The sequence below is a fragment of the Atribacterota bacterium genome, from assembly GCA_028703475.1.
GTDB lineage: Bacteria > Atribacterota > Phoenicimicrobiia > Phoenicimicrobiales > Stramentimicrobiaceae > JAQVMU01.
Genome location: JAQVMU010000043.1, coordinates 1 through 13,880, shown reverse-complemented (window position 1 = coordinate 13,880; position 13,880 = coordinate 1). Strand labels below are relative to the sequence as shown.

Genomic DNA, 13,880 nt, shown 5'->3' with positions numbered 1-13,880 from the left:
TGTTATCATATGATAACATTTTAAATTTGGGGGATAATTAAATTCAGCCAAATATTGAAATTATTAAATTTATCTTATTTAAAATAAAAAACATTATATCACAAGGTTACTATGAATTTATGGGTACTCGCAAAGAAAACCTGAAAACATTAATTGAATTAGGTTTAAATTATAAACTAGTAAAAGATGAACTTCTAAGTCTGCTGCCGCAGGATTACTCAGAAGGGCCTATAGAAGATTTTGATCAAGTATATTATAAAGACGAATCAATTTGGATATTTGGTAAAAGCATCCAAAACAAAATAATATACATTAAATTAAAAATAAGGGAAAACAAAAAAAACGAAGAAGTAATTTGCATATCTTTCCATATTGCAAAATATCCTATGAAATTTCCTTTTAAATGAAAATTCTCTTTTCTATCTCCAGGAGGTAATGAAAAATGGTAATTAATAAAAATAATACTAAAATTATTAAAAAAAAAGCTACCTATGAAGTTAAAGGCGAACCGATTGAAATAACGGAAAAAGTTCGAATTAATATGGCTAATAATCAAGAGATGATTGACGAAAAGTTGGAAGATGAAAACTTAGAAAAAATTTACAATCAATATCGCAAGAAAAAAGGCCTACTAACACCTGCACAAATAAGAAATATTAGGGGTAGATATGGGTTAAGCCAGAGAGCTTTTTCTCGTATTTTAGGTTGGGGTGAAATTACCATTCATCGTTATGAAAGTGGGGCTTTACAAGATAGGTCTCATAATGATTATCTTGTTTTATTGCAAAATCCCAATAATATGAAAAAACTGTTAGAAGAAAACAAAGATAGAATAAATCAAAAGGATTATCTGCAAATTAAAAATAATATTCAAAATATCATGATTAAGGATATAGATAAAAAAATTGAAGAAAATATTGAAGAAAAATATTTTAATGAAGTATTGGACGAATATTGTGGTTTTACTCAGTTTAATTATGAAAAAATGGTAAATATGATTCTATTCTTCGCCTTAAAATTTAATCGGCTCTTTAAAACAAAACTTATGAAATTATTATTTTACTGTGACTTTATCCATTTTCATGACTATACTCTCTCCATAAGCGGATTAAAATACCTGAAAAACCATTATGGGCCTACGCCAATAAAACATGAACTACTATTAGGAGAATTATTCGATAAATATATTACCTACAAAGTAGATTATGTTAATTCTTCTGAGGAATGTATAGAAGAGTATGAAACAATCAAGCCTTTGGAAAAGCCAAATTTATCTATCTTTTCCAAAGAAGAGATAAATAGTATCAATAAAGTCCTGAAAAGTTTTAAATTTCTTACTTCTGAAAAAATATCTGAATATTCACATCAGGAAAAAGCCTGGAAAGAAACAAAAGTAAAACAATTGATCAATTATAAGTATGCAAAAGATATGATGTTATTTAAATAATTTATCTGCAAAGATATTTTTGAAATTTTTAATTCCATAATCATCAATATTGCTCTTCATACATACGTGTTCTGGCAATTTTTTCACAATAAAATATATGATATTTCTTCGTTGCGTTTCATTCATTTTAATAACGAATGATGTCTGTAGTTTTGTATCTATCTTTTAACCTTTTGCGGGTATAAGTGGATGAGATTGCTTCGTCGCTTCGCTCCTGGCAATGACAAAAATTGTATCGAGTCATCATTATTGAGTATGCAGTGAAAAATTGCAATTATCAAAAAATGTTTTTTTTATTCTTTGAATTTTAAAATTGTACTATACATATAACCAAAAACTTTATTTTATAACTTATACTCCTCTTTCATTTCTCCCCCCTCACCCTAACCCTCTCCCTCCGAGGGGAGAGGGAACTTATTGTTCTTTTTCCATGGACATTCTCATTAATAAGGCGCGGTGGCATGCTGAGAAAATTTCTTTTTTTAATTTAATTCCTGGATGAATAGGTCTATTTTCTCATTTCTTTCTCATTTTTTGTTGCTGCCCTTACTGCATCTTTAGCAAAAGAAGTCAGATCACCGGTTATCTCTTCCAGGTCAAAGATAACCCGGTGAGTAGACATCAACAAAAAAATATCCATTTTATTGATATACTCAGCTTCCCAATTTTTGAGACGCTGTCGTGATAATTCTTTTAACTTGTAAATTTCTTCAGATTGCTCAATTATTTGTGGCATTAAGGCAATCTCTTGTTCTCCTACCAGCTGAAAAACACAGGCATGCAAACGTCCCAGCATTCGGGCTAATCTCTGCAAGGTTGACATAAGATCAGCAAACTCCGCGGATGAATAACATTTGTCACTATCTACATCTTCTTCTTGTAAACTCTGGCGTTTTTCATCACATTTTTGGACAATAATGATCAAATCCTGAAGTTTGGCAACAATATCTTCTAAAAAATGTACACCCTGATTAAATAAAACATAATCCTTTAGTTCTATTCCCTCGAAATAAGTGCCTAGTGGAGTCTGGGTACCGACTTTTAAATGGTTCAGTTCCTGACGCAAGCTTTCTATTCCATCTTTAATTTCATTTAAATTATCTTTAATCTGTCTGGCGTAGTCTGGTCTATTTTGAGCATACGCTTCAACTGCTTTTAAATAAAGCTCAGGGAAACTACCTGTTAAATCACGCATCTCCTGTCGAAAAGTTATATGATGACGTGGAGGGACTACCACAATATTTATCAATGTTGCAACAATAATTCCTATAAGCGTACTAATAACCCTCCCTGCAGTATAAGGCAAAACTTCACCGGAAACCTGCAACATGGCTGCAATTACAGTTAATGCGGCTAAAGGTATCCCTTCCTCCCATTTTAAATGGCGGCAAATCCAAAGAATAATAATTACACTGGCACCGATTACAAGTAAATTGTTGCCAAACATGTAATACAGAAGTAACCCTGTCAATCCCCCCACAATCGTTGCCTTTATTCTTACTATGCCTTTTTGAATTCCTGCAGTAATACTCGGCTGCATACAAATAACTGCCGCCACTCCTGCTAATAATGGTAAGGAATATGGCACATACTGGGATAAAAAAAGAGAAATGGTTACCGCAATGCCCGTTTTTATTGTTCTGGCTCCAAATAATATAGGAGTCTTTTGTTCAGATGACACTTTTACCCACCTGCTTAATATTTGTTTTTTATATTGTTTTCTTCTATTTCGTGTATTTACTTTTAACCATATTGTATACCTTGGTTCTGATATCTCACATAGTTAAAGAAGTTATTAATATGTCAGGTTGTTCTCTTTAAAAATCATAAACTGTATTCTTGTTATTATAACTATAACACAATATTTTCTTTCGGCCACTACTAGCATTTCAAAATTTTCTGAAAACAATTTAATATTCTTGAGCAAGTATTCGGTTAGTTTTTCTTTTACTGGACTAATGTTCTTTTTCAACAAAAATTTATCTTAACTTAGGGTGGACACTTTCCACATATAGACCTGAATAAAGTTGTACTTAAATACCTGTCTCCTCTATCAGGTAATATAACAACAATTGTACCCTCCTTTATTTCCCGGGCAACTTCCAGCGCTCCATATACAGCAGCACCTCCTGACATTCCCACAAAAACACCTTCATTGGTAGCAAGCTTCCTGGCTATTGTAAAGGCCGAATCATCTGTAACAGTTATTTTTTCATCTAATTTTCTGAAATCAAATATCTCGGGAACTATTGCTTCCTGCATATTTTTAAGACCCTGTATATGATGTCCAACTACCGGTTCAACACCAACAATTTTAATCTCCGGATTTTTTTCTTTCAGATACCTTGCTATTCCCATTAATGTTCCTCCTGTACCCATTCCAGCTACAAATACATCCATTTTTCCGTCAGTTTGAGAGAATATCTCTGGTCCGGTTGTCTCATAATGAGCCAGGGAATTGTTTTCATTCTTGAATTGATTGGGCATATAATATTTATGTGGCTCCTGTTCAACAATAGAATGGGCTTTTTTGATAGCACCATCAGTTCCTTCTTCTGCAGGAGTAAGTATGGCTTCAGCACCATAAGCCTCTATTATTCTACGCCTTTCAACACTCACGCATTCCGGCATACAAAGTTTTACCTTATATCCCTTGGCTGCACCAATCATAGCTATGGCTATTCCTGTATTCCCGGAGGTAGGTTCAAGAATTATTTTATCATGATCTAACTCTCCTGATTCTTCAGCCTTTTGTATCATGTAATAAGCAGGCCTGTCTTTAATAGAGCCACCAGGATTACTTCCTTCCAATTTTCCAAATATCTTTACCTTACTATTTTCACTTAAACTGTTTATTTTAATTAATGGCGTATTTCCAATTGCTGATAAAACATCCATTAACTCCTTCCTCCTTTATCATTTTTCTTGTATATTTTTAATAAAATACTTTCAATTGATGCTGATAACTGTTTTATTTTCCTTCCAATTGTTGTTAAATATTATTATTACTATTGTTTTAGTAGTATTTTAAATTAAAAAATATATCATGGTTTACTGTATCCGAGTTTTTACTAATGATAGCCTGCTTAGTTTTTGTATGCTATTTGGTTATTGTTATACTATCCCCTGCTTGTATTGATCCGCCGTTTAAAACCCGCGCAAATACCCCTTCTCTGGGCATTACACAATCTCCTATTTTTTTCTTAATCTCACAAGCATTATGACATGATTTACCAATTTGTGTAATTTCCAGTAAAGCATTTTCTCCGATTCTTAATTTTGTTCCTATTGGGAGTTTGGGTAAATCAATTCCCTCGGTAGTTATATTTTCTGCAAAATCTCCAAATTTTATATTAAAACCTTTGGCTTTTATCTTGTTAATACTTTCAATCCCCAGCAGGCTGACCTGACGATGCCAATTTCCCGAATGAGCATCACCCTGTAGTCCATATTCTTCTAAAAATGTTCCGGACTTAATCTGCTTTTTTGTTGTACCTTTTTCTTTACTTAAACAGACTGCTAAAACTTTTCCATTCATCTTTATCTCCTTAATTTGTAAACTATCATCCAGGCAATTAAATCATTTTTTATTAAAACAATGAATGACATTATGACAACTATTCTATCTGCAATATTATACAGGATTAGTGTTTTTTTGATTAGTACAAAGAACTTCCCGACATGATTGTGTTGCCTTTTTAATATCTTCAACAACCACCGGGTCATTATTTATCCATCCTCTTAAAATATTCATAAGTATTCTGCTGTACTCATCTCCACTGTTATCAATATAATATTCACTCCAAAGACCCTCCTGCCGACTATCAATCAATCCTGTTTCTTTCAGCTTCCTAAGATGTCTTGAAACACTAGGCTGGCGAATACCAAGAACATAAGTTAATTCACAGACACACATTGGCTTATATTCCAATAGCTTTAAAATCCTTAGCCTGTTCTTATCTGATAACATGTCATAAATCCTGGATAGTCTCTCCATAATAAATTCTCCCTGAGTAAATAGCTTTATTGCTATATGATAACATCTGGTTAAAATTTGTCAATTATTAAATCTCATTACATCTTATATTAAGATATTCATAATCCAAGTATTATTAATATAATATTGATTAATATCATCAATTTGTAAATATTATTTATTTATATATTAATATTTTTTATTTATATATTGACATTATTTATTTTCTAATTATAATTATGAATATAAGAATACATATTTATCAAATTATATTCATAGGAGGTAATCCATTTGGTTAACATCCCGACAAATTGTCCTTCTTGCAATGCAAGGATGAATATTACAGAATTAAAATGTATTAAATGCAATACAACGGTACAGGGAAATTTTCCCATTAATAAACTGATGTCTCTTTCTGAAGAGGATCGCGAATTCCTGATAACCTTTCTTCGCTCACGTGGAAATATAAAGGAAGTTCAGGAAAGAATAGGTATTTCTTATCCTACTGTAAAAAATAAGTTAGATAAATTATTAACAGCACTTGGCTTGACTAATGAGATGCAAACCCCTTCCAGAACTGAGATTTTAGATGCCCTTAAGAATGGGGAAATATCTGCAGATGAAGCAGTTAATTTATTACATACTCTTCAATAAATTTTTTATATTATAAGGAGAAAATTAAATGAAAGAAGAGATTAAACAGGTAATGGAAATGTTAAAAGAAGGTAAAATTACTCATGAGGAAGCAATAAATCTGATTGACGCTCTAAAAGCAACAGAAAATGAGAGTGAAAACCTTCCTGCCAGCAAGCAAAAACGATTTTTTAAGATTAATGTAACCAAAGACAATCAGCCAAAAGTAAATATTAAAGTTCCTTTTAGCCTGGTTAAGTGGGGAATCAATATTGCCAACAAAATGGGCAGTGATACAGTTAAAATCGGGGGGAAAGATATTCCCTTTGATATGGAAGAACTTAATACAGCTATGAACGATTCTGAATTTTATGGAAAAATTTGCGATGTATATGATGAAGAAAAAAATGAGCATGTAGAAATTGAAATTATCTAAGAAAATATCTGAGAATAGTAGGGGTAGAATAATTTTAAATAAAATCTACCCCTACTATTTTTATCTATTTATGATTTATGTTTCTTGAACATTAAAATATATTTTCTTGTAAAATTCATTTAATATTATACTGCAGATTTAATAGAGCTTTAAAAGTTTATTATAAATAAAGAATTCTTAATATTATTTATAACACTTTATAAAATTCTATAATACAGCAAACCAATCCATTCATGTAAAGCCCTTAGGTTATGTTCCCATGATTCTCTATTGGGAAGAATACTTAAAATACCGGGATTTTTGTTTTCAAATAAATAGTTTACCGGTGCAGGGATAATGGTTAATTGATCATCTTCAAATGATTGCACGGAACGCCGCATATGTAATGCACTGGTTACCAGAATAATCTCCTTATAACCTTGTTTTTTAATCTCTTCAATGGTAAAAATGGCATTTTCGTAAGTAGTTCTTGATTTTTCCTCGATAAATACATTGTCAAACGGGACTCCCAGATTAATCAATACCTGTTTCATAATAGTAGCCGAGGAAGTTGCACCTTTATGATTAAATAGAATTCCTCCGGTTACCCAAATGGGATATTTGCTCCGGTTATAAATAAGGTATGCTCCGTACAAACGGGCTAACGTTATTTCTCCTATCTCAGCTTTACCGGATAAACTCTCCTCCGTAATACCCCCACTCAATACTACTAAAACCGGATTGGCTAAGTTCATATCCTCCATGGTATTTTCCTGTAGGAACCCATAATCATCCTCTAATGGCCGCAGGAAAATATATTCACCAAACCAGGAGCTTAATAAATAAAGGAATATCATTAAAAAAAGCATTAGGATAGTTGCTAACTTCTTTTTATTACAAAGAAAAAGCACCCCGATCAGTAAAATAGATAGAATAATACCACCTGGTGGAAATAAAAGTTGCATAATAATTTTTCGAAATAAGAGCGGTGAAATCAGTATATTTGACATTGACACTTTTCCCTGATATTGTCATCCCTGCATTGCTGTAGACGTCTTTTATCTTCTTTCAATATCTTCAAATTTTCTTTAATTCCTGTTGATAGCCAATTGTATTTTTGATTTGAAGAAAGGGAGTAAAACATCCATTTCCCTACTCTTCTGGAATATATTAATCCTGCTTCTTTAAGTACCTTCAAACTGTGAGAAATCCTGGACTGCTCCATATCTAATGAACAGGTAAGCTCACATACGCAAAGCTCTCCTTCTATCAGAATCATATAAATTCGCAGGCGTGTCTGGTCAGATAATGCACTGAATATCTTTATATATTTTTTCATAAAATTTTTCCTGTTTTTTATTTTTATTTACTTATTTTATTGTACCAAATTTATGATCCAATATTGACAGGTAATGCTATATTCAGATAAATATACTCTTGTAACTTTTCACCAATGTATAAATCGGTTATATTGTCTTTACTAATCTTAACAACAAGCTCCTGTTCTTTGCCAGGTAGCAGTAAAATCTTTTCATTATTTACAGGCTCAAGGTAATCAACTGAAGATTCGACAGACACTATCTGTACCGGTTCATTACTATTATTTTTTACTATAAATCTGGCTTCATAAAATTTTGTTTCATCATCGCCTTCCAATATAGTGTTTTCTAAATGGGATATCAAAACAGAATTATTCCCTTCTGTGATATATCCCTCTACTATTATAGTAACATATTTTCTCCTCGGGTCACTGGTAATTAACCTTATATACTCTCTAAATAAACCAGCCTCTTGTTCTGTTGAATTGAAATTAAATCTCAAATTCATTTCATCTTTGGGCTCTAATAATTCTGGAAACTCTACCTCTTCAGATTCATAGGTTATATTTTCAGGAACCTCTATACCAATTATTTCTGCACTCAGATCCCCTTGATTAATTATCTTCAAAGAAAAGTCAGATAAATCCCCTCTGCTCAATAAACCCAAACTCCACTGATTGGATGATACCCGTATTTCCGGTTCAGGAACATGTTCTACGTCAGCAGTGATTTTAATCATCTTTTTTTCTGTTTGAGGATCATTACTATATATGTAAACAGACTGACTTACTTCTCCTTTATACCCTCTGGGATTAAATGATACCTCCAATTGAGCAGTTCCTCCAGGTAAAATCTCTTCACTTGACAGTAAGGTTGCAGTACAGCCACATGGTGCCGCAACATTCTCAATTACCAGAGTTTCTCCTCCTTCATTTTTCAAGGTAAATACGTGGACTTGTACTTCATCAGGTTTTATTTTTCCCAGCTCGCCCACTTCCTCAGAAACTTTTAACACGGGAGGCCCGGAATATTGTGCGCTAATATTGCTAAAAAAATAGCCTGCTCCAATAAATGCCGCCACAATAATAATTACTATAAATAGAAAAGCCTTTTTCTGCATAATAGTGTTACCTCAATTATTATTAAATTATTTCTGGAATTTTTGATTTTTATTTATATGAGGATATTATCATATAATCATATTTTTTTACAATAAAATATCTTTACAAAAGATTTTAAGTTAATGTAAATTTTACCTTTAATTTTGGCAGGGTTGCAGGAAAAGTCCTGGTATGTTTTTCTTAACTTGCAATCATGGAATAATTTTATTTCAGATATCTCTTATTTTCTTTTCGAACTGTGATACCGTCTTTGTCCAGTCTCTCCAGGAAAGGAATCATATATTTTCTGCTAATTCCCAATATATTCCTCGCTTCATTTATTGCCATTGATTTATTTTCTTTTAAAAAGCTGACAATCTGCTCCTTCATTCTATTGAATATCTTTTTATCCATCAATATCCCATCACCAAGTTTTACAATAATATCTTCCTTTATTAAGTATCTGATAATCTCCTGGCTGTTTTGATATTGTTCATAAATAGATTTCTCTGTAGGAGGATTATTCGGATTATTTCTGAAAAGACTCAATATCCCGTCAATCATCTTCTGTCTTTCCGTTGAAATTGATGGGTTATAGTCTGGGATAGATAATTTTCCATCAGCAAACTTTATTTTGCCTGAACTGTACAAAGATTGAACCAGGGAAATAAATAGTTTAGAGGGAAAATACTTATATTTAGATTGTATTGTATTTATTTGAATGCTCTTCTCAAGAGGGTTTTTCTGGTATTCTCTCTTTAATAATTCCATTAGTTTATTTTGTTGCTGTTCCCAGTACTGATAATCTATAACCCATAGATCGGCAACAACCAGTTTCCTGTCATTTTTTAAACTCTGAATAGTGGCGGAAATCTCAGAGAAAGAATAATTACTTTGTATCAAAAACTCATTTAATGGAGAAAACTTCAGTTTCTTGAGTTCTGATAAGATTAGATTATCTAATCCCAGATATTTTCTGCTATCTAAAAAACTATTATAAAACTCATTATTTAAACTGTGCTTTTCTGCTAATGGGTCCAATATGATTCCTCCTCCCACTGTTAAGGCAGGGGTAGGACGTCGAAGAATGAAGTGATCACCAATAAATGTTGATAAATTTTCTTTGAGTCTAATCTGCGCATATTGAGCCTCTTTCTGGTTTTCTTTTTGTGTTTTATCTAAAATAATTTGTGCTGATATTTCTTTTGTTTCCCAGATAAAATCTAATATCATACCGCTTTTAAACTTAAAATTGGATAAATTGGGTATTAATTTTAATTTTATATCTATAAAGCGGCTGCTTTTAATAGGTTCATAACCAAAAACAATATCCCCTCTCTTCAGATCCTCTTTTTTAACACCGGCTAAATTAGTGGCAACTCGTGTACCAGGATAGGCTTCAAATACCTGCTCTTTATAGGTCTGAATGCTTCTGATTCTGATTTTTTTCATGTATGGAAAGACAATAGCTTCCTGGTTTACTGTAAGCTTCCCTCCGATGAGTGTCCCGGTAACTACTGTTCCGCTTCCCTTGATATTAAAAACTCTGTCAATACATAATCTGGGCTTCTGGATATCCCTTTTTGGTTTAATTTGGGGAAGGAGCTTTTCAATCTCTGTTTTCAACTCATCAATTCCAATATTTTTTACTGAGTTTACCTTTACAATACTGGAACTAAAAAAAGCAGTGTCTTGCAGTCTTTCTCTAATCTTTTTTTCAACTATCTCCAGCTGGCTTTGTTCTACCATATCTATTTTGGTGATAGCAATAACACCCTGAGTTATATCAAGAAGTTGAATAATCTGAAAATGCTCTTCAGTTTGAGGCATCCATCCTTCATGGGCATCTATTACTAAAATTACTGCATCAATTCCCGTGGCTCCCACTATCATGTTCTTGACAAAATTTTCATGTCCGGGGACATCTACAATTCCTATTTTTTCTCCCGAAGGAAGAGCCATCCAGGCAAACCCCAGGTCAATAGTCATTCCTCTTTTTTTCTCTTCAGGAAGACGATCTGCATCTATCCCGGTCAAGGCCTGGATAAGAGCTGTTTTCCCATGGTCTATATGTCCTGCTGTTCCAATAACATACATATTCTTCTCTCTTTTATTTTAATTATAGTAATTCTTAAATCAGGTACGGGGTTCTCTCAGTGTTATTATTCAGCAAAAGAGGTTTTTTCATTTTCAAAATCTTTTTGATTAATATTTTTAAATGGCGGGAGGGGTGGGAATCGAACCCACCGCGGCAATTTTTAACGATTACCGCCCACGGATTTGAAGTCCGCAAGATCCACCAGAACCTATCCACTCCCGCATTAATTATATAATAGATGTCAAATAAGCCATTAATGAATACATTGGAATATTTTAAATTAATCTATTGACAATGAGAACTTTTTTTTGCTACCTGATGATATTTATTTTCTTATCATCCGGGACTCTTTTTCTTATTCTACCGATAATTGCACTTGCACTAAAGCCGGCATCTTTTAACAAAGACAAGACTTCCTGTGCATCCTTCTCATACACAGAAATCAGTAGTCCTCCAGAGGTTTGGGCGTCATATAGTAGCATCTCCTTTGCCGAATCAATTTCACTATCTTTCTTTACTCCACAGGAAAACATCTTATAATTATCTATACTGCCACCGGGTATGATATCATCCTGGCAAAGCTGGTAGGCTTTACTTAAAATAGGAATATTGTCAACCAGAATTTCCGCAATTAAATCATCAGCAACTAACATCTCATTCAAATGGCCCATAAATCCGAATCCGGTAATATCAGTCATGCTGTGGATAGATAAATTTAATATAGATTCTGGTATATTATTTAATTTAGTCATCCAATCAATGGTATCCTTAACCTCATTTTCTCCTATCAGGTCAGCCTTTAAAGCAGTCGAGATAATTCCGGTACCAAGGGGTTTGGTCAATATCAGGTAATCTCCGTCTTGAGGAGTATGGTTCTTGATAATTTTTTCAGGATGTACTATCCCCAAAACAGCCAGTCCGTATTTAGGTTCTTTATCTTTAATACTATGTCCGCCTGCCAGGTTCGCTCCCGCTTCTTTTATTTTTTCCAAACCACCTTTAATAATCTCTTCTAAATCATTTATCTGATTTTCGGGAAAACAGACAATATTTAAAGCCAGTAAAGGTTTCCCACCCATAGCAAAGACATCACTTAAGGCATTTGCAGCAGCAATCTTCCCAAAGGTAAAAGGATCATTCACAATGGGGGTAATAAAATCAACAGTAAAAATAACTGCAGTATCACTATTAATTTTATAGACTGCAGCATCTTCATTATATTCAAAGCTGCTTAATAAATTATCATCATCTGTATGATTAAATTTTTTTAGAATCTCACCGAGATCCTGATAGCTGAATTTAGCTGCTCACCCGGCTGCAGATACCATCTGCATCAAACGTTTTTTCTTGTCTTCCATCTGGTTAACTTCCTCGTTATTAATATTTTGCAATAGCTTTTTAATAAAAATTTTTTATCAATATTTCTACTAATACTTTGTCATTTTCCGGTTCAACGGTTCTTAAATCAATAATATAATATCCTTCTTTAACTCTTCCTAATACAGCCGGCCAGTTTAATCTTAAATTTTTATCGAATTTTTCAACATTGTGTTCAGTCTTTATATATAAAAGTCTGGTCGGAAGTGTTTTTCCAGGCAAAGAACCACCTCCAACAACTGATTCGCCATCTTGACAGGTAGCATCAATTCCTTTTTGCTTTAATTTATTTGCCATAGATTGACTGCGTTTTTTTATTGCCTGATAAGGAATGGCAATCATCTGCCATATCGGTAAATCCCGTAAAACATTATTATTTAAATAGGACAACACAACTGATTGCAGGAGAGAGAGTGTCATTTTCCCAACTCGGAAAGTCCGATACATAGGATCTTTTCGAATTCTCTTTAAATACTCACTCTTTCCGCAAATTATCCCACCCTGGGGACCCCCCAATAGTTTGTCACCACTAAAACAGACAATATCTGCCCCGGCTCTGATTATCTCATGAACCGTTGGTTCGTGTTCTAGGCCAAAATTTTCCGTCGGCAGAAAACTGCCGCTGCCCAGATCAACAACTAAAGGTATCTGATGTTTCTTGCTTAATATTTTCAACTCTTTTACATCTACAGATTGAGAGAATCCATCTATTGAAAAATTACTCTGATGGACCTTTAAAAGTAGACCGGTTCTTTCGTTAATTGCCTCGCGATAATCTTTTATATTAGTTTGATTTGTGGTGCCTACTTCTCTTAGGATTGCCCCGCTTTCTTTTAATATATCCGGAATGCGGAATCCACCGCCGATTTGCACTAACTCTCCTCTGGAAATTACAACCTCTTTATCACAGGCTAATACCTTTAGAATGAGGAAAACCGCTGCAGCATTGTTGTTAACAATCAAGGCTTGTTCAGCCTGGCTAAAAACTGCCAGCATTCTCTCGACAAAATCCCCCCTCTTGCCTCTGTTTCCATAAAATAAATCGTATTCCAGATTACTAAAACCTTTCAGGGTTGAAATTATTTTATTGATTAACTTGTCCCCTATTACAGCTCTGCCCAGGTTGGTATGCAGCACAACGCCTGTTCCGTTAATAACCGGGCGAATAAAGGATTGATATTCTTTTCTGATAAGAGAGAGACATTTTTGAATAATTATAGTTATCGAGGAAGGAGCGCTTCCATTAATAATATTTTCTCTTTCTTTTTCCAGAACTACCCTGATTAGAGGGACAATCATTTTTCTCGAATACAATTTGATTACATCCTCCAGTGCTGTTTGCTCCAAAATTTCTTCCACACTGGGAATCTCTGCTAATTGAAGATGTAAATCTTTTTTTTGTTGAGGATTATTTTCAGTCAATGGAATTTATTGCTCCTTGATTACTGCAAAATAAACTTTTAATAAATATATATAAATGATATCATATTTTGAACTATTTTAAAGTATCAGGTT

At 33.3% G+C, this 13,880-nt stretch carries 13 protein-coding genes, 1 tRNA gene and 1 pseudogene; 4 read left to right on the top strand and 11 right to left on the bottom strand.

The features are described 5' to 3' along the window. Positions 1-119: 119 nt before the first annotated feature. Complete coding sequence (locus tag PHQ99_05715; GenBank protein MDD4289064.1) at positions 120-407, top strand: hypothetical protein; 288 nt, start codon at positions 120-122, stop codon at positions 405-407. Between the two features lie 35 nt (positions 408-442). After that, positions 443-1,447 (top strand): DUF4065 domain-containing protein, encoded by a 1,005-nt coding sequence (locus tag PHQ99_05710; GenBank protein MDD4289063.1) that lies wholly within the window; start codon positions 443-445, stop codon positions 1,445-1,447. 508 nt (positions 1,448-1,955) lie between these two features. Here the strand turns inward: PHQ99_05710 and PHQ99_05705 are convergent. From PHQ99_05705 to PHQ99_05690, 4 genes are all read right to left on the bottom strand, one after another. Then, the gene (locus PHQ99_05705) at positions 1,956-3,128 is read right to left on the bottom strand and encodes an aromatic acid exporter family protein (GenBank protein MDD4289062.1); all 1,173 of its coding nucleotides are present in this window, start codon (positions 3,126-3,128) and stop codon (positions 1,956-1,958) included. A 308-nt stretch (positions 3,129-3,436) separates the two neighbouring features. Further along, complete coding sequence (gene cysK / locus PHQ99_05700; GenBank protein MDD4289061.1) at positions 3,437-4,345, bottom strand: cysteine synthase A; 909 nt, start codon at positions 4,343-4,345, stop codon at positions 3,437-3,439. A 202-nt stretch (positions 4,346-4,547) separates the two neighbouring features. Beyond that, a complete protein-coding gene (locus PHQ99_05695; protein ID MDD4289060.1) occupies positions 4,548-4,985 on the bottom strand; it encodes an MOSC domain-containing protein in 438 nt (145 codons plus the stop codon). Between the two features lie 96 nt (positions 4,986-5,081). After that, positions 5,082-5,444: a metalloregulator ArsR/SmtB family transcription factor gene (locus PHQ99_05690; protein MDD4289059.1), complete on the bottom strand. Its 363-nt coding sequence runs from the start codon at positions 5,442-5,444 to the stop codon at positions 5,082-5,084. A gap of 270 nt (positions 5,445-5,714) precedes the next feature. On the opposite strand from PHQ99_05690, the gene PHQ99_05685 reads away from it, so the two are divergent. Together PHQ99_05685 and PHQ99_05680 are read left to right on the top strand one after the other, a co-directional pair. After that, on the top strand, positions 5,715-6,077 hold the full coding sequence (locus tag PHQ99_05685; GenBank protein MDD4289058.1) for a DUF2089 domain-containing protein: 363 nt from the start codon (positions 5,715-5,717) through the stop codon (positions 6,075-6,077). A 28-nt stretch (positions 6,078-6,105) separates the two neighbouring features. Continuing rightward, positions 6,106-6,492 (top strand): hypothetical protein, encoded by a 387-nt coding sequence (locus tag PHQ99_05680; protein MDD4289057.1) that lies wholly within the window; start codon positions 6,106-6,108, stop codon positions 6,490-6,492. Between the two features lie 197 nt (positions 6,493-6,689). Here the strand turns inward: PHQ99_05680 and PHQ99_05675 are convergent, their stop codons facing one another. From PHQ99_05675 to selA, 7 genes and pseudogenes are all read right to left on the bottom strand, one after another. Beyond that, positions 6,690-7,481 (bottom strand): YdcF family protein, encoded by a 792-nt coding sequence (locus tag PHQ99_05675; protein MDD4289056.1) that lies wholly within the window; start codon positions 7,479-7,481, stop codon positions 6,690-6,692. Further along, complete coding sequence (locus tag PHQ99_05670; protein ID MDD4289055.1) at positions 7,466-7,810, bottom strand: metalloregulator ArsR/SmtB family transcription factor; 345 nt, start codon at positions 7,808-7,810, stop codon at positions 7,466-7,468. The genes PHQ99_05675 and PHQ99_05670 overlap by 16 nt, the downstream gene beginning before the upstream one ends. A gap of 50 nt (positions 7,811-7,860) precedes the next feature. Next, positions 7,861-8,910 (bottom strand): DUF1573 domain-containing protein, encoded by a 1,050-nt coding sequence (locus PHQ99_05665; GenBank protein MDD4289054.1) that lies wholly within the window; start codon positions 8,908-8,910, stop codon positions 7,861-7,863. Between the two features lie 205 nt (positions 8,911-9,115). Continuing rightward, the gene (selB, locus tag PHQ99_05660) at positions 9,116-10,987 is read right to left on the bottom strand and encodes a selenocysteine-specific translation elongation factor (protein MDD4289053.1); all 1,872 of its coding nucleotides are present in this window, start codon (positions 10,985-10,987) and stop codon (positions 9,116-9,118) included. Between the two features lie 122 nt (positions 10,988-11,109). Further along, positions 11,110-11,208: transfer RNA gene (locus PHQ99_05655), tRNA-Sec, on the bottom strand. 91 nt (positions 11,209-11,299) lie between these two features. Beyond that, positions 11,300-12,280: pseudogene (gene selD, locus PHQ99_05650) on the bottom strand (selenide, water dikinase SelD). A gap of 106 nt (positions 12,281-12,386) precedes the next feature. Beyond that, positions 12,387-13,787: an L-seryl-tRNA(Sec) selenium transferase gene (gene selA / locus PHQ99_05645; protein ID MDD4289052.1), complete on the bottom strand. Its 1,401-nt coding sequence runs from the start codon at positions 13,785-13,787 to the stop codon at positions 12,387-12,389. Between the last annotated feature and the right edge of the window lie 93 nt (positions 13,788-13,880).

Bases quoted from the DNA above. Each gene is read 5' to 3' on its own strand.
- PHQ99_05680 (MDD4289057.1), top strand. From the start codon at position 6,106: ATGAAAGAAGAGATTAAACAGGTAATGGAAATGTTAAAAGAAGGTAAA.
- selB (MDD4289053.1), bottom strand. From the start codon at position 10,987: ATGTATGTTATTGGAACAGCAGGACATATAGACCATGGGAAAACAGCT.
- PHQ99_05710 (MDD4289063.1), top strand. From the start codon at position 443: ATGGTAATTAATAAAAATAATACTAAAATTATTAAAAAAAAAGCTACC.
- cysK (MDD4289061.1), bottom strand. From the start codon at position 4,345: ATGGATGTTTTATCAGCAATTGGAAATACGCCATTAATTAAAATAAAC.
- PHQ99_05695 (MDD4289060.1), bottom strand. From the start codon at position 4,985: ATGAATGGAAAAGTTTTAGCAGTCTGTTTAAGTAAAGAAAAAGGTACA.
- PHQ99_05675 (MDD4289056.1), bottom strand. From the start codon at position 7,481: ATGTCAAATATACTGATTTCACCGCTCTTATTTCGAAAAATTATTATG.
- PHQ99_05670 (MDD4289055.1), bottom strand. From the start codon at position 7,810: ATGAAAAAATATATAAAGATATTCAGTGCATTATCTGACCAGACACGC.
- PHQ99_05715 (MDD4289064.1), top strand. From the start codon at position 120: ATGGGTACTCGCAAAGAAAACCTGAAAACATTAATTGAATTAGGTTTA.
- PHQ99_05690 (MDD4289059.1), bottom strand. From the start codon at position 5,444: ATGGAGAGACTATCCAGGATTTATGACATGTTATCAGATAAGAACAGG.
- PHQ99_05665 (MDD4289054.1), bottom strand. From the start codon at position 8,910: ATGCAGAAAAAGGCTTTTCTATTTATAGTAATTATTATTGTGGCGGCA.